Source organism: Martelella sp. UBA3392, assembly GCF_002358775.1.
GTDB classification, from domain to species: Bacteria; Pseudomonadota; Alphaproteobacteria; order Rhizobiales; family Rhizobiaceae; genus Martelella; species Martelella mediterranea.
The window spans coordinates 22,209-41,310 of record NZ_DEPM01000212.1 but is presented as its reverse complement, the minus strand read 5'-3'; the positions used below and the strand labels follow the sequence as shown (position 1 = coordinate 41,310).

The following is a 19,102-nucleotide window of genomic DNA, read 5'->3' as shown; positions in this document are numbered from 1 at the left end:
CGCTGCGTCAGGCCGGCTGGGCGCCGGAGGACGAGGCGGCGCGATCGCGCACCGGCGTGGTGATCGCAACCGGGGTCGGCGGCTTTCCGGCGATCACCGATGCGGTGAAGACGGTCGAGGCACGGGGACCGCGGCGGCTTTCCCCCTTCACCGTTCCTTCGTTCCTCCCGAACCTTGCGGCGGGGCATGTCGCGATTCGCTATGGCTTTCACGGACCGAGCGGATGCCCGGTCACCGCCTGCGCGGCCTCGGCGCAGGCGATCGGCGACGGCATGCGGATGATTGCCTTCAATGAGGCGGATGTCGTCGTCTGCGGCGGAACCGATGCCTGCGTCGATCCGGTTTCGATCGGCGGCTTCGGCGCGGCGCGCGCGCTGTCGACGCATTACAATGACGATCCAGCCGCTGCCTCGCGTCCGTTCGACAAGGGGCATGATGGCTTTGTGCTCTCGGAGGGGGCGGCGACCGTGGTGATCGAACGCCTCAGCCATGCCCGGGCGCGCGGCGCCGAGCCGCTGGCGGTCGTCGCCGGCTACGGCACCAGCACGGATGCCCATCACCTGACGGCCGGGCATCCGGAAGGCCGCTACGCCGCCGCGGCGATGCGTTCGGCGCTCGCCATGGCCAAACTCGACGCTGCCGAGATCGACTATATCAATGCCCACTCCACCTCCACCCCGGTGGGCGATGCTGCCGAGATCGCCGCTATCGGCAGCGTTTTCCCGGAGCGCGGCAAGGATCTCGCGGTCACGTCGACGAAATCGGCGACCGGGCATCTTCTCGGGGCGGCCGGCGCGATCGAGGCGGTCTTTTCTGTCATGGCATTGCGGTACGGGATCATTCCGCCCGGCCTTAACATCCATGACCCGGAGGCGGCCGCTGATCGATACGATCTGGCCCCGCTCGCCGCAAAGGAAAAGCCGATCCGGCATGTTCTCTCGAACGGCTTCGGTTTCGGCGGCGTCAATGCCGCACTGGTGTTTTCCAAATCGCCGTAGCGTCAGTCCTGAGCGTACCGGTCCGACCGCTGCCATGTCGTCGGAACCGGTTTCTGCATCATGATCAGCGGGAAGGGCAGGCCGTTGTCGTCGGTTTGCCGCCGCTTGATGCCGCAGAAGCCGTGGCGGCGGTAGAAGGAAAGCGCGCGGGTGTTGGCGGCATAGACTTCCAGCAGCAGGTGGCCCTTGAGGCGGAAGGCGTGGTCAAGCAGCGCGGAACCGATGCCGCCACCCTGGCAATCGGGCGAGACGAACAGTCCGCCGATGAAGCTGTCGATCAGGCCGATGAAGCCGACGGGCGTTGTGCCGTTGACCGCAACCCAGGTCTCGGTTTCCGGCAGGTATTTTTCCGACACGAGCTTCTTCTGCGCGGCAAGCAGTTCGGCCGGCAGAAAATCATGGGCGACGGATGAAGCCCGGTGCCAGATGTCGACAAGCGCGGCGTTGTCCTCCGCCCGATAGGGGCGGATGTCGGGTGCGGAAGAGGCCATGGCGGCGGACGAAGAGGTTACGCAATACATGGGCGCATTGAGCCCGAAAGGCGTAAACAATCCGCTAAGCCGTGCCTTCAAAAGGCAGCGCTTCCGTCTGTCAGCTTCACGAGATCGTATACGTAGGATTTGTCGTTCTTCTTGCTGACCCACTCGCCCTCGAAAGGGGCCGCGCCCTGTTCCTCAGGTTCCACATTCCACGGGCGGCCGTTGATCGTGCCTGCGCTGTCGACCGTGCACCAGCCCTTGTCGGCGTGACGGATGAGCCGGATATCGAGGTCGACGCGTTTCCAGGCGGGGAAGCCGTTTACAAGTCCGTCAGGCGCGAAACGGTAGATCACGTCGTCAATGCGACGCCGGAATTCGTATTCGATGGTCACGCCTGCGTGCCGCCGACGGTGATCTGATCCAGCCTCAGGTGCGGCTGGCCGACGCCGACCGGGACCCATTGCCCGGCCTTGCCGCAATTGCCGATGCCGTTGTCGAGCGCGAGATCATTGCCGACCATCGAGACGCGCTTCATCGCGTCCGGCCCGTTGCCGATCAGCGTTGCGCCCTTGATCGGCGCGCCGATCTTTCCGTTTTCGATGAGATAGGCCTCGGTGCAGTCGAACACGAACTGGCCGGAGGTGATATCGACCTGGCCGCCGCCGAAGGTGACGGCGTAAATGCCCTTCTTGACCGAGGCAATGATCTCTTCCTTGGTCTTGTCGCCGGCCAGCATATAGGTGTTGGTCATGCGCGGCATCGGCAGGTCGGAATAGGACTGGCGGCGGCCGTTGCCGGTGGGCGCCACGCCCATCAGCCGTGCATTCATACGGTCCTGCATGTAACCTGTGAGCCGGCCGTTCTCGATCAGCACATTATAGGCGGACGGCGTGCCCTCATCGTCGATCGAGACCGAGCCACGACGGTCTTCGATCGTGCCGTCATCGACGATGGTGACGCCGGGGGCGGCGACCATCTGGCCGACGAGACCGGAAAAGGCGGAAAGCCCCTTGCGGTTGAAATCGCCCTCGAGCCCGTGGCCGACGGCCTCGTGGATCATCACGCCCGGCCAGCCATTGCCGAGCACCACGTCCATCGTGCCGGCCGGCGCGTCGATCGCCTCGAGATTGACGAAGGCCTTGCGCAGCGCTTCTTCCGCGCCCGACTGCCAGTCCTGACGCGCGAACAGGTCGGCGAAGCTCTGCCTTCCGCCAATGCCGAACGAGCCGGTCTCCTGACGGTCGCCGTCGCCGACGACGACCGAGATGTTGAGCCGTGTCATTGGGCGGACATCGCTGACGCGATAGCCGTCGGCGCGCAGGATTTCGACGATCTGGTGGCTGGCGGCAAGCGAGGCGGAGACCTGGCGCACGCGCGGGTCGCGTTCGCGCAGATAGGCGTCGATCTCGCCGAGCAGCTTGATCTTTTCCTCGAAGGAGGGCGCGCCGATCGGGTTGTCCTCGGAATAAAGCCGCGTATTGGTCCCGCGCGGCGGTTCGGCATAGGTGCCGTCATAGCCGTGGGTCACGGCCTTGGCGGTCGCCGCCGCGCGTTTCAGCGCCCCGAGCGACAATTCGCCGGCATGGGCAAAGCCGCTGGCATCGCCCGCCACCGCCCTGAGGCCGAAACCGTGGCCGGTGTTGAACGCGCCGCCCTTCAGCCTGCCATCGTCGAAGGACAGCGATTCGCTCTGTGAGTATTCGACATAGAGCTCGCCGTCATCGGCGCCGTGCAGCGTGTCTTCGACAATGCTGCGGATCGTCGCTTCATCGGCATCGAAATGGCTGAGGAGGTCGCGGTCTGTCATCGTGGTTTCCGTCTTTTTATCGGTCATGCGTCCCATATAGGAACGATCGCGCCGCGATATCAGGGCAGGGCGTCATAGCCCTCGGCAAAGCCCGAGAGGTCGACCGGAATGCCGATCGAGTTCTGATCGACCGAGAAGTTGAGGGTGAATACCGCCTGTGTTCCGGCGCGCAATATCCGCATCAGGTCGTCGTCGATATCGACCTCGACATAGCAGCCGTCGAGATAGCAGCGCGAGAAATAGGCCTTGCCGATATCGACGTTGTCGACGAACAGGTTCATGCCTTCGGGCAGGAAAACGCCGAGCGGGGTCAGAACGCGCAGCAATTTCGCCTCGCGGTCGGCGGTCTTCAACACCGCGATCGAAAGGCCGATCTCCGGGCGGTCGTCGGCGATCACGTTCTGCATCAGCGCGCATTGCTCGACGCTGGAGCCCGGCGGCTGATCGCAGACCATCGACCATGCGCCGTGATTCTCTCGCACCACGCTGTTGTCGGCCGGCGGCGCGGGTGGCACCGGCTGCGGGGCGGGTTCGGCGGCGGGCGTTGCGGCTTCCTCAGATGTTTCCCCGACGCTGTCGTCCGCGGCCTCCTGGGCGAAAGCGGGCAGGGCCGCGGAAAACAGCAGGCAGGCGAGGCTCAGCGCGCCGATCCTTCGAAGCACATGATCTGCGGGAAATACGGGCATGGCGCGGGCTCCTCGGGTGATTTGGTATATTTCTTTTCCGACACCGGGCTTTGTGCCGCGTTCAAAAGAAATTTTCAACGGCTGAAGAAGGACTTGACCTGGGAAAGCGCGGCGAAATATCAGAGGGTGCGCGTGCCGCATGAGACAATTTGACGCTTCAAATTGGCAAATGCTATGGCATAATTGTGACTGAGGGAGAAAAACCGGTCGATGATGTCGCCTGTTCGCCGGCCAAGGGGTGCGTCGGCGTCTCGGGATGCTATCATGGCGCTATCGCGCCGCGGGCGGTTTTGGTACTTCTGGCGCAAACGAACAGGATCCGGTTTGACCGAGGTCAAACAATGGTGGGAGAATTCAACGTGATGAATAAAACCAGAGCATGCATGACAGGTCTTCTCTGTCTTGCGGGCAGCGGGAGCGCCTTTGCCGCGCAGCCTGAGCCGTGGGAGATGACCTTGCAGCCGGCGGCATCGCCGATCATGCATCAAATTACCTGGTTCGAGCAGTATACGCTCTGGTTTATCGTGCCGATCGTGCTTCTGGTGCTGGCGCTTCTGATCCTGGTGATGGTGAAGTTCCGGGAATCGAAGAACCCGACCGCATCGCGCACCAGCCACAACACCGCGATCGAGGTGGTGTGGACCGTCGCGCCCGTGCTGATTCTCCTGTTTCTCGCGGTGCCGTCCTTCAACCTGCTCACCAACCAGCTCACCATGCCGGAAGAGCCCGATCTGACGGTCAAGGCGACGGCGACGCAGTGGCTGTGGAGCTATGACTATCCCGAGATCGAGGATGGCGCGATTTCCTATGCCTCCTACCTGCTAACCGATGAGCAGCGCGCCGAATACGGGAAGGAGGACCGGGCGGTCTATCCGCGGCTTCTGGCCGTCGACAACGAGATGGTGGTTCCGGTTGGCGCAACCGTGCGCCTGCTTGTCACCGCCGCTCCGACCGACGTCATCCACTCCTTCGCCATGCCGGCCTTCGGCCTCAAGATCGACGCCATTCCCGGCCGCCTCAACGAAACCTGGTTCAAGGCCGAGGCCGAGGGCATCTATTACGGCCAGTGCTCGGAACTCTGCGGCAAGGATCACGCCTTCATGCCGATCGCGATCCGCGCGGTTTCGCCCGAGCAGTTCACCACATGGCAGGCTTCCGCCGCCACTGACGTCGAAGCCGCCAACCGCGCTTTGATGGCAAGCATCGACAATCAAGGGCAGGGCGCGGACGCGGTCATGCTCGCCGACAAGAATTGAGGAGAGCGATATGGCCGAAGCAGCGCACGCTCACGATCACGACCATAAGCCCGGCTTTGCCGCGCGATGGCTTTTCTCGACCAACCACAAGGATATCGGAACGCTCTACCTGATCTTCGCGATCTGTGCGGGCATTATCGGCGGACTTCTGTCCGTCGCCATGCGCATGGAATTGCAGGAGCCCGGCATCCAGATCTTCAACGGCCTGGCCGCCATGGTCTATGGCGATGCCGGTGCTGCCGCCATCGACCAGGGCAAGCATCTCTACAACGTGTTCACCACCGCGCACGGCCTGATCATGATCTTCTTCATGGTGATGCCGGCGATGATCGGCGGCTTCGCCAACTGGATGGTGCCGATCATGATCGGCGCGCCGGACATGGCGTTTCCGCGCCTGAACAACATTTCCTTCTGGCTGCTCGTGCCGGCCTTCCTGCTGCTTCTGCTTTCGATGTTTGTCGAGGGGCCGGCGGGTTCCAACGGGGTCGGCGGCGGCTGGACGCTTTATCCGCCGTTCTCCACCAGCGGCCAGCCGGGTCCGGCTGTCGACCTTGCGATCTTCGCGCTGCATGTGGCCGGTATCTCCTCGATCCTCGGCGCGATCAACTTCATCACCACCATCCTGAACATGCGCGCGCCGGGCATGACCCTGCACAAGATGCCGCTGTTCGCCTGGTCGGTGCTGATCACCGCCTTCCTTCTGCTGCTGTCGCTGCCGGTTCTGGCGGGCGGCATCACCATGCTGTTGACGGACCGGAATTTCGGCACGACCTTCTTCTCGCCGGATGGCGGCGGCGACCCGATCCTGTTCCAGCATCTGTTCTGGTTCTTCGGTCACCCCGAGGTCTACATCCTGATCCTGCCCGGCTTCGGCATCATCAGCCACATCATCTCGACCTTCTCGAAGAAGCCCGTGTTCGGTTATCTCGGCATGGCCTACGCCATGGTCGCGATCGGCGCGGTCGGCTTCATCGTCTGGGCCCACCACATGTATACGGTCGGCCTGTCGCTCGACACGCAGCGTTACTTCGTCTTCGCCACCATGGTGATCGCGGTGCCGACGGGCGTGAAGATCTTCTCCTGGATCGCGACGATGTGGGGCGGGTCGATCAGCTTCAAGGCGCCGATGGTGTGGGCGATCGGCTTCATCTTCCTGTTCACCGTCGGCGGCGTCACGGGCGTGCAGCTTGCCAATGCCGGCCTCGACCGCTCGTTCCACGACACCTATTACGTGGTTGCCCACTTCCACTACGTGCTGTCGCTCGGCGCCGTGTTCGCGATCTTCGCCGGCTGGTATTACTGGTTCCCGAAGATCACCGGCTACATGTACAATGAGAAGGTTGCCCATATTCATTTCTGGGTAATGTTCGTCGGCGTGAACCTGGTGTTCTTCCCGCAGCACTTCCTGGGCCTGTCGGGCATGCCTCGCCGTTACATCGACTATCCGGATGCCTTTGCCGGCTGGAACGCGGTGTCGTCCTACGGCTCCTATATCTCGGCCATCGGCGTGCTGATCTTCCTGTTCGGCATCTTCGAGGCCTTCGCCAAGAAGCGGGTCGCCGGCAACAATCCGTGGGGCCCGGGCGCGACCACGCTCGAGTGGCAGCTTTCCTCGCCGCCGCCCTACCACCAGTGGTCGGAACTGCCGCGCATCCGCTGAGGCGATGCGACAAACAACAAAGCTCGCGCGCCGCCAAATGGCGCGCGGTCTTGTTTGAAATGAGAGCTGACAATGACAGTAATCGACAACGACCTCGGCGACGATCTCGTGCTTTCGGAAGCAACCGGGCGGGATTATTTCGCGCTGCTGAAGCCGCGGGTGATGTCGCTGGTGGTGTTTACCGCCTTTGCCGGCCTGTTCCTGGCGCCGGGCTCGATCAATCCGGTCATGGGGGCGATCGCGATCCTGTGCATCGCCATCGGCGCCGGCGCGGCCGGCGCGCTCAACATGTGGTATGACGCCGATATCGATGCCGTGATGTCGCGCACCGCGAACCGGCCCATCCCGGCGGGCCGGATCGGCCGCGAGGAGGCGCTCGCCTTTGGCATTGCGCTCGCCTGCTTTTCGGTGGCGACGCTCGGCCTTGCGGTCAACTGGTTCGCCGCCGGTTTTCTGGCGTTCACGATCTTCTATTACGCCGTGTTCTACACGATGTGGCTGAAACGGGCGACGCCGCAGAACATCGTCATCGGCGGCGCGGCCGGTGCTTTCCCGCCCATGGTCGGCTGGGCGGCGGTGACGGGCTCGGTGTCGCTCGACAGCATCATCCTGTTTTCGATCACCTTCCTGTGGACGCCGCCGCATTTCTGGGCGCTGGCGCTCTTCAAGATGCGCGATTACGACGATGTCGGCATCCCGATGATGCCGAACGTGGCCGGCGTAAAGTCGACCAAGAACCAGATGGTCGTCTACGCGGTGTTGACCGCGATCGCCGGCGTCGCGCCGGCGCTGACCGGGCTTGCAAGCCCGTTCTACGCGGTGTTCGCAGCCGGGCTCGGGGGCTACTTCGTCTATCAGTCGCTGAAGGTGCGGGCGATGGACGAGGGCGACCAGAAGATGATCCCGGCGAAGAAGATGTTCACGTTTTCGATCTTCTATCTGGCCGCGATCTTCGCCGGCCTGATCGTCGATCGCGCGGCTATGCTTGTGTTCGGGTGAGGCCATGATCGAGACAGTGAAATTGACCGACAAGCAGAAGCGGGCCCGGCGCGCGCGCAATATCGCGCTCGGCTTCGTGCTGTTCGGCCTCGTGGTGCTGTTCTACATCATCACCATGGTCAAGTTCGGCGCGGCCTGAGGAGGCGAGATGACGGAAGCGAGCGGCAAACGCAATAACGGTGCCATCGTCCTGATGTGCCTGGTTTTCGTGTTCGGCATGACCGCGATGAGCTTCGCCGCCGTGCCGCTCTACCGCATATTCTGTCAGGTCACCGGCTATAACGGCACGGCCCAGCGGGTGGAGCAGTATTCCAACGTGGTGCTCGACAAGTCGATCAAGGTGACCTTCGACGCCAATGTTGCGCCCGGGCTGGACTGGGAGTTCAAGCCGGAGCAGAAGTCGGTGTCGCCGAAGATCGGCGAGACGGTGAAGGTTCTGTTCACGGCCCGCAACAAGAGCAGCGAACCGATACTCGGTCAGGCGATCTTCAACGTCACGCCGCTTCAGGCCGGCGCCTATTTCAACAAGGTCGAGTGCTTCTGTTTCACCGAGACCGTGCTGCAGCCGGGTGAGACGCTGGAAATGCCGGTCGTCTTCTTCGTCGATCCGGCGATCGTCGATGCAGAAGAGACCAAGGATATCAGGGTTCTGACGCTGTCCTATACGTTCTTCGAACACGAGAAGCCGGTCGCCGCGAAGGCGTCTGCCGCAGGCTCGGACGGCAGCTCCTGAAGGAGCACCACCACCGCTCGCGGATTATCGTTCGCGGGGATTGATTAAAACGGCAAACTCGGACCAAATGCTGATAAAGTAGCGGGCGATTTGCCAAAGACCGGAAACGGTGTAGATGCTAGTTTACTGAAGCGGCGCCCGACGCGGGGCGCGGTTTTCAGGGAGAGAGGAAACGGGGACCAGGAATGGCAGACGCGCAGCACAAGAACCACGATTATCACATCATCGACCCAAGCCCCTGGCCGCTGGTCGCCGCCATCGGCACTTTCCTGCTCTGCTTCGGCGGCGTCGGCTACATGCGCTATCTCAGCGGTGGTTCGTTCAATATTCTCGGCCTCAATCTGGCGCAGCCCTGGCTGCTGCTGATTGGTTTCGCGGTCATCATCTATGTGATGTTCGGTTGGTGGTCGGACACGATCAAGGAAGGGCGCGAGGGGCATCATACGCCGGTCGTCTCGCTGCATCTGCGCTACGGCATGATCATGTTCATCGCCTCGGAAGTGATGTTCTTCGTGGCGTGGTTCTGGGCGTTCTTCGACGCCAGCCTGTTCACCGGCGAGGCGATCCAGGCCGCGCGCGTGGAAGCGACCGGCGGAACATGGCCGCCGGAAGGCATTGCCGTTGTCGATCCCTGGCACTTCCCGCTTTACAACACGATCATCCTGCTGCTCTCCGGCACCACGCTGACCTGGGCGCATCACGCGCTGATCCACGGCGATCGCCGGGGGCTGCTCCAGGGCCTGACCCTCACCGTGTTGCTCGGCCTGCTGTTTACCGGCGTTCAGGCCTACGAGTATTACGAGGCGCCGTTTGCCTTCAAAAACTCCATTTATGGCGCCACCTTCTTCATGGCGACCGGTTTCCACGGCTTCCACGTGATCGTCGGCACGATCTTCCTGATCGTCTGCCTGATTCGCGCGGCGCGGGGATCGTTTACGGCGGAGCGCCATTTCGGCCTCGAAGCCGCTGCATGGTACTGGCACTTCGTCGATGTGGTCTGGCTGTTCCTGTTCTTCACCATCTATATCTGGGGCGGATGGGGCGCGCCGCTGGCCGAAACCGGCCACTGAAATAGAAACAACCTTCCGCCGCCCAAAGAGGCGGCGGTCGGCTTTTGGGAAAGGCGCATCATGGCCATACAGGAAGAAAAGACCGCCTCGGGCGGCCGCTATTACACGGTCGTCGACGGCCACGAGGCCGAGATGACCTATTCCCGCAGTTCCGACCGCTTGATCATCATCGATCATACCGGCGTGCCGGATGCGCTGCGCGGCAAGGGCGTTGGCCAGGTGCTTGCCGAACATGCCATCGAGGAAGCACGCAGGGGCGGCTGGAAGATCATTCCGCTCTGCCCATTCTTCAGGGCGATGAGCGTGCGCAACCACGACGACTGGCAAGACGTCATCAAGTGAAGAGGCGCCTTCCGGCTTCAGGAAGGCTTTCAGGTTCATGCCCGCAGACCAAAATCCGCTCGCCCCGCTCATCCTTTCCGGTCTCAAGGGCCGCTGCCCGCGCTGCGGCAAGGGCCGGCTTTTCGATGGCTTTCTGGCCGTGAAGCCGGAGTGCGAAAACTGCGGCCTGAGCTACAGTTTCGCCGATTCGGGCGACGGGCCGGCGATCTTCGTGATGCTGGCCGTCGGTTTCCTGGTGATCGGGCTGGTGCTGTGGAGCGAGATTTCCTATTCCCCGCCGTTCTGGGTCCATATCGTCATCTGGGTGCCGCTCGCGATCGCGCTCTCGCTTGCCGCGCTGCGCGCCTTCAAGGGCGTGCTGATTGTTTTGCAGTATCGCCACAGCGCCGCCGAAGGCGTGATCAATCGCGATGACCATGCCTGAACGGAAGTCGCTTGTGCAGGTGGTGGGGCTGGTGCTGGCCGCGCTCGCCTTCGTGACCTTGATCTCGCTCGGCAACTGGCAGGTGCGACGGCTGCACTGGAAGGAGGCCCTGCTCGCCTCCGTCGAACAGCAGTTGCAGGCGCCGCCGATCACGCTCGCCGAGGCCGAGGCGCTGCCGCGGAGCGAAATCGAATACCGGCCGATAGAGGTGACCGGCCGGTTCGAGCATAACCGCGAGCGGCATTTCTTCGCGACCTATCAGGGCCAGTCCGGCTATTACGTCTATACGCCGCTCAGGCTGGCCGATGGCCGCGCGATCTTCGTCAATCGCGGCTTCGTGCCTTTCGACATGAAGGACGCCGCGACCCGACAGGAAGGGCAGGTGACCGGCACGGTCACCGTGACCGGCCTTGCCCGCGACCGGCTCGACGAAAAACCCTCGTTTGCGGTGCCCGAGAACGATATCGCGCAGAACATCTTCTACTGGAAGGATATCGACGCGATGGCGCAGTCGACCGGGCTTTCGGCCGGTGAGGTGGTGCCCTTTTTCGTCGATGCCGATGACGCGCCCAATCCGGGTGGCTTGCCCGTTGGCGGCGTGACCCGGATTTCGTTTCCGAACGACCACCTGCAATATGCGATCACCTGGTACGGGCTTGCAGCGACGCTGGCGATCATCGTCGGCCTGCTGGCGTATCGCGGGTGGCGGAAGAATGATTGATCTTCTGGCGCCGGGCCTCGATATCGTGTTCTGCGGCACGGCCAAGGGGCACATCTCGGCGCGCACCGGATCGTTCTACGCCAACCCGTCCAACCGATTCTATCGCACGCTCCACGATGCCGGGCTGACGCCGGAACTGGTTTCTCCGAAGGATTTCCGCAGGCTCCTTGATTACGGCATCGGCCTTACCGATCTGAACCAGAGCGAAAGCGGCATGGACAAGGCGCTGACTCTGTCGGCGTTTAATATCGCCGCCTTCGAGGAAAAGATGCGGCATTTCCGCCCGAAGCTGATCGCGTTCACCAGCCTCACCGGCGCGCGCATCTACTTCGGGGACAAGAAGATAAGCTGCGGCCTGCAGCAGCGCACGCTCGATGGCATAGCAATTGCGGCGCTGCCTTCCACGTCGGGCGCAAACGGGCATTGGACAAAGGACCGTCATCATTGGTATCAGTTGCCCGAGATGATTTGAGCGAGATGACCATGACCCCACTGACCATTCGCCTCTGCGGCCCGCGCGGGTTCTGCGCCGGCGTCGACCGGGCGATCCAGATCGTCGTGCTGGCGCTGAAGCGCTACGGCGCGCCCGTCTATGTGCGTCACGAGATCGTGCATAATCGCTATGTCGTGGAAGGGCTCGAGGCGCGCGGCGCGGTCTTCGTCGAGGAGCTCGGCGAGATACCGGCCGAGCACCGCGAGCAGCCGGTGGTGTTTTCCGCCCATGGCGTGCCGAAATCCGTGCCGGCCGATGCCGAAAGCCGCAACCTGTTCTATCTCGACGCCACATGCCCGCTGGTTTCCAAGGTGCACAAGCAGGCGATGCGCCATGAGCGGCTCGGCCGCCATGTGGTGCTGATCGGCCATGCCGGCCACCCGGAAGTGATCGGCACGATGGGGCAATTGCCCGAAGGCGCGGTGTCGCTGGTGGAGACGGTGGAGGATGCCGAGCGCTACCAGCCAGCCGATCCGGACAATCTCGGCTATGTGACCCAGACCACGCTCTCGGTGCAGGATACCGCTGCGGTGATCGCCAAGCTCACCGAGCGGTTCCCGAACCTCACCGCGCCGTCTGCCGATTCGATCTGCTATGCCACCACCAACCGCCAGGAATCGGTGTCGGCGGCAGCCCCCGGCTGCGATCTGTTCATCATCGTCGGCGCGCCGAATTCGTCCAATTCCCGGCGTCTCGTGGAAGTGGCGAAACGGGCAGGGGCGAAGGAGGCGATCCTCGTCCAGCGCGCCGCCGAACTCGATTTCGAAGCCATCGGCCCGATCCGCACGCTCGGCATTTCCGCCGGCGCCTCCGCCCCGGAAGTCGTGGTCAACGAGATCATCGAGGCGTTTCGCGCGCGCTTCGACACCACGATCGAACTTGCCGAAACCACGGTCGAGAACGAACATTTCCTCGTCAACCGCCAACTCCGCGATGTCGAACTGACTGTCGAGGACATGGCCTTCGTCAACGGACGATAAGCATTTGGCCGTCTATACCGATATCAATGAAGACGATCTCCGGCAGTTTCTGAAAGCCTATGACGTCGGCGAACTCCTGTCCTATCGCGGCATCGCGGAAGGCGTCGAGAATTCGAATTTCCTGCTTCACACCGAGAAATTTCCACTGATTCTGACGCTTTATGAAAAGCGCGTGGATGAGGGCGATCTGCCGTTCTATCTCGGGCTGATGCAGCATCTGGCCGATCGCGGCCTGTCCTGCCCGCTGCCGCTCGCCCGCGATGACGGCGCGCCCTATGGCAGGCTCTGCGGGCGTCCGGCGGCGTTGATTTCGTTTCTGGAAGGCATGTGGCTCCGCAAGCCCGCCGCGCCCCATTGCAGGGAACTGGGCGTGGCGCTCGCCCGCATGCATATCGCCGGCCAGGATTTCGATCTGTCGCGCAAGAATGCGCTGGCGCTCAAGGGCTGGGTCGATCTTTGGGATAAATCCGCCGCCCGCGCCGATGAGGTGCAGCCGGGGCTGGAGAATGAGATTACCGAGGAACTCGCGAGCCTTGAGGACCGTTGGCCGGTGGACCTGCCGGAGGGCGTGATCCATGCCGATCTGTTTCCCGACAATGTGTTCTTCATCGGCGACAAGCTTTCCGGGGTGATCGATTTCTATTTCGCCTGCAATGATTTTCTCGCCTACGACCTGTCGATCTGCCTCAATGCCTGGTGCTTCGAGAAGGACGGCGCCTTCAACGTCACCAAGGCGCGGGCGCTGATCGAGGGCTATCAGAGCGTGCGGCCGCTGGATAAAGACGAGATCGAGGCGCTGCCGCTGCTCTGTCGCGGCTCGGCGCTCCGGTTTTTCCTCACCCGGCTCTACGACTGGCTGAACACGCCGGCGGGCGCGCTGGTGGTGAAGAAGGACCCGCTCGAATATCTGCGCTATCTGCGCTTTCATCGTTCTGTTGAAACAGCCAGCGAATACGGACTGGAGCGGACTTGAATAAAGAAGTTGAGATTTTCACCGATGGGGCCTGCTCCGGCAATCCCGGCCCCGGCGGCTGGGGCGCGGTGCTGCGTTACGGCGACAAGGAACGCGATCTGTGCGGCGGCGAGAAGCTGACGACCAATAATCGCATGGAGCTGATGGCCGCGATCGAGGCGCTGAGGGCGCTGAAGGAGCCTTGCACCGTGGCGCTTTATACCGATAGCGTATACGTCAAGGACGGCATTTCGAAGTGGATTCACGGCTGGAAGAAAAACGGCTGGAAGACCGCGGCGAAGAAGCCCGTCAAGAATGCCGAATTGTGGCAGGCTCTTGAAGCCGAGCGCAACAGGCACGATGTCACTCTGCATTGGGTGAAGGGCCATGCAGGCCATGAAGAGAATGAGCGCGCCGACGAATTGGCGCGTCAGGGGATGGAACCGTTCAAACAGGGGCCAGGGCGCTGAGGCGCTTCGGAAAACATCATGATCATGCATTGCGTATTCATACGATTTCGCCAGGAAACCGGGGCCGAGGAAAAGCAGGCGCTCTACGATGAGATCGCCGGGCTGAAGCGCGTTCTTCCCGGCATGGTGGATGTCAAGTCCGGCGCGAATGTCTCGCCCGAGGGGCTCGACAGCGGCTATGGCGACGGCTTCGTCGTCACCTTCGAGGATTCAGCCGCGCGCGATGCCTATCTCGACCATCCCGATCACGCGGTGGTCAGCGAGAAGCTCGTCGCTGCCGCAGCCGGCGGCATTTCCGGCATTCTCGTCTTTGATATGGCGGTCTGATTTCTGTCAGGCCCAGAGCCGGACGATCATGCGTCCGGCGGGATAGAACAGAAACCGCGAGCCGATCCTGAGGACGCGATAGCCGAAATAGGCGGCACCCGCGAGCCACATTGCGAAGGTCGCCGTCCAGCTCGCCGCTATCAGCAGATACCCGGCGAGCGAGATAGCACCCGAGCCCAGCAGAAAGACGATGGCGCGGAAGCGCTTGCCGAAGCGCGTCGAGAGCTTGCCGAGCTTGGTCAGGTCGGCCGGCGTATCGGCCACCTTCAGCATGTCCGTGCCGGCCTTGAAGCCGTTCTTGGTCATGACCGTGCCGATTTCCATGGCCGCATCCTGCATCTTCGCCAGCGGCTTGACATCGAGCGAGCTTGCCAGCGCCCGCCTTGCCGCCGGCACATTGCCGCGCTTGAGCAGCGGCAGGCTTTCGCGCAGCGCCGGGCCGCTGACGACCTGGCTGGAAAGCCGGGTGAAGGAACGCCTCAGCGGGGTGGCGATCGCGCCCGCCTTGCCGGCGGCCTTCAGCGTGCTCGTGCCGATCTTGGCGGAGGACGCCGAGCCGCCGGACAGCACCACCGCGCCGGTGATCGCAAGGCCCGCCACCGACAGGCCGAGGATCAGTGGATCATAGTCCTCGCCCTGCAGATAGGATCCACCCTCGATGAGGATGTCGCGGACATCGCCGACCGTCGTCAGGTCGGTGGCAATCGCGCCCACAAGCCCGACGGCGCTGTCAGGCTTGCCGGTCAGCGCGCCATCCCAAAGCTCATGGATCTGGTTGCCAAGGCTGCCAGCCTCCGAGACGGCGATTTCGACGCGTTCGCGCTCCGCACCGTCGATCCGAACGCCGCGGCTGTCGGCAAGGGTGATGACGCTTTCGGCAAGATCCGGGTCGTCGCTGGCCAGAGCCTCGCGGATGGCGCGGTCGTAATCGGTGGGCGTGAGTTGATCGAGCCGATAATCCGTCAGCTTGACCGGGTCGTTGCGCAACGCGAGCAATTTCACGGATTCGATGCCGTTCGGCACCACGAACGGCGTGGAGACGATAAACGCCACGGCGAGAAGCGCGGTTGCCGTCCGCCGGACGGTTGTGCTGGCAACGCGTTGCATTCGGGCCCTCCGTTCACGGGCATCTTACCAGAGCCGATGAAGAATATGGAGTGGTTTAGTATTCGGACAAGGCAATGTAATACAATTAATATTAATTAATAAAAATGGTTTTAACTTCGAAAGTGTATTGTATTATCTGTAGAGTTGTTTCGCATGGCGTCGAGACCAGTATGCCTGCCGGCTTGCGGCGCCGCCAAACCTGGTTTGGTAATGTCGCGGACGCTTCCTGCCAAGTGTTGCGTTCGGGCATGAAAGAAGCCGGTCGGGCATCCCGGCCGGCTTCCGTTTTTTGAAGTGGCGTTTTCGCGAATGCGCGCTCAGAGTTGTCCGAGAATGGTGGCAGCCGCCGAAACCGTGGCCTCGCCGGGATTGTCCTCGACATTCAGCTCCTTCACCTTGCCGTCTTCGACCAGCATGGAATAGCGCTTGGAGCGCAGGCCAAGACCGGGGCCGGACATATCGAGGTCCATACCAAGCGCCTTGGTGAACGCGCCGTCGGCATCCGAGAGGTAGCGAATCTTGCCTTCGCCGCCGGTGGCCTTGGCCCAGCCGCCCATGACGAACGGATCGTTGACCGCCACCACCGCGATTTCATCGACGCCGCGGCTCAGAATGGCATCGCGGTTTTCGAGATAGGTCGGCAGATGGTTGATCGAGCAGGTCGGCGTGAACGCGCCGGGAACCGCAAACAGCACCACGCGCCTGCCCTTGAAAATGTCGTCGGTGGAAACCTGCTCCGGCCCGTTTTCGGTCAGCTCGCGCAGCGTGGAGGAGGGCAGTGTATCGCCCTTTGAAACAGACATGGAAAACTCCTTCTCGTGTCCTCTGGGGTCAAAACCTAAGGGGAGACCGTTTCAAACACAAGCGGCGTTTCCATGGCCCGGTCACCCGCCTTGGCAAGCAGCAGCCAGTCGCCGTCAACCGAATCCTGGCCGTCGGGAAGGGAGTCCACCGGTATGGTGATGGTGTAGAACCCGTCCTTCATCGCGCCCGCCGGGGCCGCTACGATAAAGCCGCCGCCGCTGGCGAGCGTGATTTCGGGGGCGTCGGCTTCCGGCAGGGCGAGCGCAAGCTCCAGGGCCTCGCCGGTGCTGACGGCGCGCTCGACGCGGAAATCGGCCGATGGCGCTTCCGGCAGCGTGGTTTCGGCGACGGCGAGGATCGCGGCATCGACCGCGCCGCCGCCATAGGTGGAGGCGGTGATCTCGAACGTCGTCTGGAACGGGATGCAGATGTCCTTGCAAAGCCCGATAAAGGCGGTGACGTCCATCTGGGGACGCGCGCCCGGCGCGGCCTTGAAGGTCAGCGGAAAGGTCACGGGCCCGTCATAGCCCATATCCGTCATGCCGGCGAGGTCGATGCGTTTGGGCACGGGATAGGCGATCATTTCGAGCGTCACGTCGTCATTGCCGCCGATGGTGATCTGCGGGGGTATGCCGCTTTCGCCGGGCTCGCGCCAGTAGGTGATGAAGCCTTCGGCGGGCTCGACCTGCAGCGCCGCGCGGATCGTGCCGTCCTCATCGGGCGTCGTGATGATCATGCGCATGCGTCCGCCGGCATCGTCGGCCCATTCGGTTTGTCCGGCGTGGGCGAGGCCCGTGAAAGCGGGCAGGGCGAGTGCGGCGATGATCGGGATGCGGCGTGTTTTCATGTCTGCTCTTTAGCGCAGCCGGCGGGGCGGGGATATGGCGCTTCGATGATATTGCGGACAATTTGATTTGAATATCGCGTGACCTTGCCCCATCTTGGTTTCATGCCTACGATGAATTTTGAAAGCGGCGCAAACGGTTCGCTGGAGATCGACGTGTTGGAGAACTTTGCAAAAGGGCGTGAGCGCGGGCCATTCGATGGCCAGTTCCTGATCGCCATGCCGCAGCTTGCCGAAAGCGAGTTCGAACGCAGCGTGATCTATATCTGCGCCCATTCCGGCGAGGGAGCGATGGGTTTCATCATCAACCGCGCCCAATCCGTGACCTTTCCCGAAGTCCTTCGTCAGCTCGACCTTGTCGGGGAAGAGCGCGATCCGGAGATGCCCTCCCTGATCGATTTTCCGGTTCTGTGCGGCGGGCCGGTGGAACCCGGCCGCGGCTTCGTGCTGCATTCCTACGACTATTCCGGCGAGGGCAGTATTCCGATCAGCGACGATATGGCGATGACGGGTACGCTCGATGTGCTGAGATCGGTTGCCGCCGGCAAGGGCCCCGAGAGGGCGACGCTGCTGCTCGGCTATACCGGCTGGGCTCCCGGCCAGCTTGAAAGCGAGATCGCCAACAATGACTGGCTGACCTGCCCGGCGATCGAGGACATGGTCTTCGACCGCGACCTTGAAAGCAAATATGAGCGCGCGCTGTTTTCCATGGGCGTGCGGCCCTCGTCGCTTTCCACCAATATCGGGCACGCCTGAAACAATCCGGCCGGGTTTCCCGTTTAGGGGCGTCTGCCAATGATGGCAGGTGCAATTGCGAGGCCTCCATGAAGATCTTTGAATGCGATCATTGCGGGCAGACCGTTTACTTCGATAACGATACCTGCGTCGCCTGCGGCCATCGGCTTGGCTTTGCGCCGGATGATATCGCCCTTTATTCCGTCCGGCAGGGCGAGGGGGACCTCTGGCACAAGGCCGATGATGAGAGCCGGCGTTTCCGGCTATGCGAGAACACCGGGATCGGCGTCTGCAACTGGCTGGTGGACGAGGACGACGACGAGACCTTCTGTATGGCCTGCCGGCACAACAACCTGATACCGGACACCAGCACCGAGATCGGGCTCAACCGTTTCAAGCGCATCGGCGCCGCCCAGCGGCATCTTTTCTATTCCCTGTTGCGCTGGGGTGTGGACACGCCGACGCGCAAGCAGGACCCGCAAAACGGGCTGGTTTTCGATTTCCTCGAGGATACGGTGGAGGCCGACGGTTCGGTCATGCCGGCGATGACGGGCCACGATGACGGGCTGATATCGCTGAGGGCGGCGGAGGCCGATGACGTTACCCGCGAGATCATCCGCGACCAGATGAACGAGCCCTATCGCACCATGCTCGGCCATTTCCGCCACGAGGTCGGGCATTATGTCTGGGACAGGCTGGTGCGCGACGACGGACGGCTGGAGAGCTTCCGCAAGGTGTTTGGCGACGAGCGCGAAGACTATCAGGCGGCACTTCAGCGTCACTATGAGAATGGCCCGCCGTCGGACTGGCCCGAGCACCACGTCAGCGCCTATGCGGCGACGCACCCCTGGGAGGATTTTGCCGAGAGCTTCGCGCATGCGCTCCACATCGTTGATACGCTGGAGACCGCGCGCGCCTTCGGCCTTGCGGTGGATGACGCCCGGCTCGAACCGCTGGGCGACCCCTATAAATGCGTCAGCGGCAAGCGCCTGGCCGAGGCGTGGATACCCCTGACGATCGCGATGAATGCGATCCATAAGTCAATGGGCCAGAAGGATTTCTATCCCTTCGTGCTCACCCCGGACATCGTCACGAAAATCGACTACATCGTCACCATGCTGAACGGACCTAAAGCCGGAAAAGCGGTGGCGTAATTTCGATCCGCGCCCGGCAGGGCGATCTCCCGCGTTCGCAAGCGCGGGGAAGCCCTTGCCG

General features: G+C 62.6%; 24 protein-coding genes. 17 read left to right on the top strand and 7 right to left on the bottom strand.

The genetic code is table 11. The features are described from left to right. On the top strand, positions 1–998 hold a 998-nt coding region (locus B4E36_RS17335; RefSeq protein WP_345900603.1), incomplete at its 5' end, for a beta-ketoacyl-ACP synthase II. Between the two features lie 2 nt (positions 999–1,000). Here the strand turns inward: B4E36_RS17335 and B4E36_RS17330 are convergent. From B4E36_RS17330 to B4E36_RS17315, 4 genes are all read right to left on the bottom strand, one after another. Continuing rightward, positions 1,001–1,489, bottom strand: coding sequence for a GNAT family N-acetyltransferase (locus B4E36_RS17330; protein WP_292058619.1), 489 nt, complete (start codon positions 1,487–1,489; stop codon positions 1,001–1,003). A gap of 77 nt (positions 1,490–1,566) precedes the next feature. Continuing rightward, positions 1,567–1,869: a hypothetical protein gene (locus tag B4E36_RS17325; protein WP_292058601.1), complete on the bottom strand. Its 303-nt coding sequence runs from the start codon at positions 1,867–1,869 to the stop codon at positions 1,567–1,569. Further along, positions 1,866–3,284, bottom strand: coding sequence for a metalloprotease TldD (gene tldD / locus B4E36_RS17320; RefSeq protein ID WP_292058600.1), 1,419 nt, complete (start codon positions 3,282–3,284; stop codon positions 1,866–1,868). Before tldD ends, B4E36_RS17325 begins: the two co-directional genes overlap by 4 nt. Before the next feature lie 59 nt (positions 3,285–3,343). After that, on the bottom strand, positions 3,344–3,970 hold the full coding sequence (locus B4E36_RS17315; RefSeq protein WP_292058598.1) for an invasion associated locus B family protein: 627 nt from the start codon (positions 3,968–3,970) through the stop codon (positions 3,344–3,346). Between the two features lie 359 nt (positions 3,971–4,329). Between B4E36_RS17315 and coxB the strand changes: the two genes are divergently transcribed. The 14 genes from coxB to B4E36_RS17245 all read left to right on the top strand — a co-directional run bounded on the left by coxB (position 4,330) and on the right by B4E36_RS17245 (position 14,397). After that, the gene (gene coxB, locus B4E36_RS17310; RefSeq protein WP_051085154.1) at positions 4,330–5,226 is read left to right on the top strand and encodes a cytochrome c oxidase subunit II; all 897 of its coding nucleotides are present in this window, start codon (positions 4,330–4,332) and stop codon (positions 5,224–5,226) included. A 10-nt stretch (positions 5,227–5,236) separates the two neighbouring features. Beyond that, on the top strand, positions 5,237–6,886 hold the full coding sequence (gene ctaD / locus B4E36_RS17305) for a cytochrome c oxidase subunit I (RefSeq protein ID WP_018066525.1): 1,650 nt from the start codon (positions 5,237–5,239) through the stop codon (positions 6,884–6,886). A 72-nt stretch (positions 6,887–6,958) separates the two neighbouring features. Beyond that, positions 6,959–7,885, top strand: coding sequence for a heme o synthase (locus B4E36_RS17300; RefSeq protein WP_292058592.1), 927 nt, complete (start codon positions 6,959–6,961; stop codon positions 7,883–7,885). 4 nt (positions 7,886–7,889) lie between these two features. Next, positions 7,890–8,024 (top strand): hypothetical protein, encoded by a 135-nt coding sequence (locus B4E36_RS17295; RefSeq protein ID WP_018066523.1) that lies wholly within the window; start codon positions 7,890–7,892, stop codon positions 8,022–8,024. 9 nt (positions 8,025–8,033) lie between these two features. Continuing rightward, on the top strand, positions 8,034–8,618 hold the full coding sequence (locus B4E36_RS17290) for a cytochrome c oxidase assembly protein (protein WP_292058589.1): 585 nt from the start codon (positions 8,034–8,036) through the stop codon (positions 8,616–8,618). A 185-nt stretch (positions 8,619–8,803) separates the two neighbouring features. Beyond that, entirely contained in the window at positions 8,804–9,688 is an 885-nt protein-coding gene (locus tag B4E36_RS17285) for a cytochrome c oxidase subunit 3 (protein ID WP_292058587.1), read from the top strand. A gap of 60 nt (positions 9,689–9,748) precedes the next feature. After that, on the top strand, positions 9,749–10,030 hold the full coding sequence (locus B4E36_RS17280) for a GNAT family N-acetyltransferase (RefSeq protein WP_292058584.1): 282 nt from the start codon (positions 9,749–9,751) through the stop codon (positions 10,028–10,030). 37 nt (positions 10,031–10,067) lie between these two features. Next, complete coding sequence (locus B4E36_RS17275) at positions 10,068–10,454, top strand: DUF983 domain-containing protein (RefSeq protein WP_292058582.1); 387 nt, start codon at positions 10,068–10,070, stop codon at positions 10,452–10,454. Then, positions 10,447–11,175, top strand: coding sequence for an SURF1 family protein (locus tag B4E36_RS17270; RefSeq protein WP_292058580.1), 729 nt, complete (start codon positions 10,447–10,449; stop codon positions 11,173–11,175). The genes B4E36_RS17275 and B4E36_RS17270 overlap by 8 nt, the downstream gene beginning before the upstream one ends. Beyond that, complete coding sequence (locus B4E36_RS17265; RefSeq protein ID WP_345900602.1) at positions 11,168–11,647, top strand: mismatch-specific DNA-glycosylase; 480 nt, start codon at positions 11,168–11,170, stop codon at positions 11,645–11,647. Before B4E36_RS17270 ends, B4E36_RS17265 begins: the two co-directional genes overlap by 8 nt. A 5-nt stretch (positions 11,648–11,652) precedes the next feature. Beyond that, positions 11,653–12,648, top strand: coding sequence for a 4-hydroxy-3-methylbut-2-enyl diphosphate reductase (ispH, locus tag B4E36_RS17260; RefSeq protein ID WP_292058576.1), 996 nt, complete (start codon positions 11,653–11,655; stop codon positions 12,646–12,648). 4 nt (positions 12,649–12,652) lie between these two features. Then, a complete protein-coding gene (locus B4E36_RS17255) occupies positions 12,653–13,621 on the top strand; it encodes a homoserine kinase (RefSeq protein ID WP_345900601.1) in 969 nt (322 codons plus the stop codon). Beyond that, positions 13,618–14,070 carry a ribonuclease HI gene (gene rnhA / locus B4E36_RS17250; RefSeq protein ID WP_292058573.1) on the top strand — a complete coding sequence of 151 codons (453 nt, stop codon included), beginning with the start codon at positions 13,618–13,620 and terminating at the stop codon, positions 14,068–14,070. The genes B4E36_RS17255 and rnhA overlap by 4 nt, the downstream gene beginning before the upstream one ends. Before the next feature lie 18 nt (positions 14,071–14,088). Then, positions 14,089–14,397, top strand: a complete 309-nt coding sequence (locus B4E36_RS17245; RefSeq protein WP_292058571.1) for a Dabb family protein — start codon at positions 14,089–14,091, stop codon at positions 14,395–14,397. A 6-nt stretch (positions 14,398–14,403) separates the two neighbouring features. On the opposite strand, the gene B4E36_RS17240 is transcribed toward B4E36_RS17245, so the two are convergent. The 3 genes from B4E36_RS17240 to B4E36_RS17230 form a co-directional block, all read right to left on the bottom strand. Then, complete coding sequence (locus B4E36_RS17240; RefSeq protein ID WP_292058569.1) at positions 14,404–15,504, bottom strand: hypothetical protein; 1,101 nt, start codon at positions 15,502–15,504, stop codon at positions 14,404–14,406. A gap of 317 nt (positions 15,505–15,821) precedes the next feature. Continuing rightward, positions 15,822–16,307 carry a peroxiredoxin gene (locus B4E36_RS17235; protein WP_292058565.1) on the bottom strand — a complete coding sequence of 162 codons (486 nt, stop codon included), beginning with the start codon at positions 16,305–16,307 and terminating at the stop codon, positions 15,822–15,824. A 35-nt stretch (positions 16,308–16,342) separates the two neighbouring features. Next, positions 16,343–17,155, bottom strand: a complete 813-nt coding sequence (locus tag B4E36_RS17230; RefSeq protein ID WP_292058563.1) for a protein-disulfide reductase DsbD domain-containing protein — start codon at positions 17,153–17,155, stop codon at positions 16,343–16,345. Between the two features lie 141 nt (positions 17,156–17,296). Here B4E36_RS17230 and B4E36_RS17225 point away from each other — a divergent pair, with 141 nt between their 5' ends. After that, positions 17,297–17,908, top strand: coding sequence for a YqgE/AlgH family protein (locus B4E36_RS17225; RefSeq protein WP_414673778.1), 612 nt, complete (start codon positions 17,297–17,299; stop codon positions 17,906–17,908). 68 nt (positions 17,909–17,976) lie between these two features. Then, entirely contained in the window at positions 17,977–19,041 is a 1,065-nt protein-coding gene (locus B4E36_RS17220; protein WP_292058558.1) for a zinc-binding metallopeptidase family protein, read from the top strand. Positions 19,042–19,102 lie beyond the last annotated feature (61 nt).

What these genes read in the sequence shown, in the direction of transcription:
- B4E36_RS17290 (WP_292058589.1), top strand. Translation starts at nt 8,034, where the DNA reads ATGACGGAAGCGAGCGGCAAACGCAATAACGGTGCCATCGTCCTGATG.
- B4E36_RS17285 (WP_292058587.1), top strand. Translation starts at nt 8,804, where the DNA reads ATGGCAGACGCGCAGCACAAGAACCACGATTATCACATCATCGACCCA.
- B4E36_RS17300 (WP_292058592.1), top strand. Translation starts at nt 6,959, where the DNA reads ATGACAGTAATCGACAACGACCTCGGCGACGATCTCGTGCTTTCGGAA.
- B4E36_RS17280 (WP_292058584.1), top strand. Translation starts at nt 9,749, where the DNA reads ATGGCCATACAGGAAGAAAAGACCGCCTCGGGCGGCCGCTATTACACG.
- tldD (WP_292058600.1), bottom strand. Translation starts at nt 3,284, where the DNA reads ATGACAGACCGCGACCTCCTCAGCCATTTCGATGCCGATGAAGCGACG.
- B4E36_RS17230 (WP_292058563.1), bottom strand. Translation starts at nt 17,155, where the DNA reads ATGAAAACACGCCGCATCCCGATCATCGCCGCACTCGCCCTGCCCGCT.
- B4E36_RS17295 (WP_018066523.1), top strand. Translation starts at nt 7,890, where the DNA reads ATGATCGAGACAGTGAAATTGACCGACAAGCAGAAGCGGGCCCGGCGC.
- B4E36_RS17315 (WP_292058598.1), bottom strand. Translation starts at nt 3,970, where the DNA reads ATGCCCGTATTTCCCGCAGATCATGTGCTTCGAAGGATCGGCGCGCTG.
- B4E36_RS17235 (WP_292058565.1), bottom strand. Translation starts at nt 16,307, where the DNA reads ATGTCTGTTTCAAAGGGCGATACACTGCCCTCCTCCACGCTGCGCGAG.
- B4E36_RS17220 (WP_292058558.1), top strand. Translation starts at nt 17,977, where the DNA reads ATGAAGATCTTTGAATGCGATCATTGCGGGCAGACCGTTTACTTCGAT.
- ctaD (WP_018066525.1), top strand. Translation starts at nt 5,237, where the DNA reads ATGGCCGAAGCAGCGCACGCTCACGATCACGACCATAAGCCCGGCTTT.
- B4E36_RS17275 (WP_292058582.1), top strand. Translation starts at nt 10,068, where the DNA reads ATGCCCGCAGACCAAAATCCGCTCGCCCCGCTCATCCTTTCCGGTCTC.
- ispH (WP_292058576.1), top strand. Translation starts at nt 11,653, where the DNA reads ATGACCATGACCCCACTGACCATTCGCCTCTGCGGCCCGCGCGGGTTC.
- B4E36_RS17270 (WP_292058580.1), top strand. Translation starts at nt 10,447, where the DNA reads ATGCCTGAACGGAAGTCGCTTGTGCAGGTGGTGGGGCTGGTGCTGGCC.
- B4E36_RS17330 (WP_292058619.1), bottom strand. Translation starts at nt 1,489, where the DNA reads ATGGCCTCTTCCGCACCCGACATCCGCCCCTATCGGGCGGAGGACAAC.
- B4E36_RS17265 (WP_345900602.1), top strand. Translation starts at nt 11,168, where the DNA reads ATGATTGATCTTCTGGCGCCGGGCCTCGATATCGTGTTCTGCGGCACG.
- B4E36_RS17245 (WP_292058571.1), top strand. Translation starts at nt 14,089, where the DNA reads ATGATCATGCATTGCGTATTCATACGATTTCGCCAGGAAACCGGGGCC.
- B4E36_RS17240 (WP_292058569.1), bottom strand. Translation starts at nt 15,504, where the DNA reads ATGCAACGCGTTGCCAGCACAACCGTCCGGCGGACGGCAACCGCGCTT.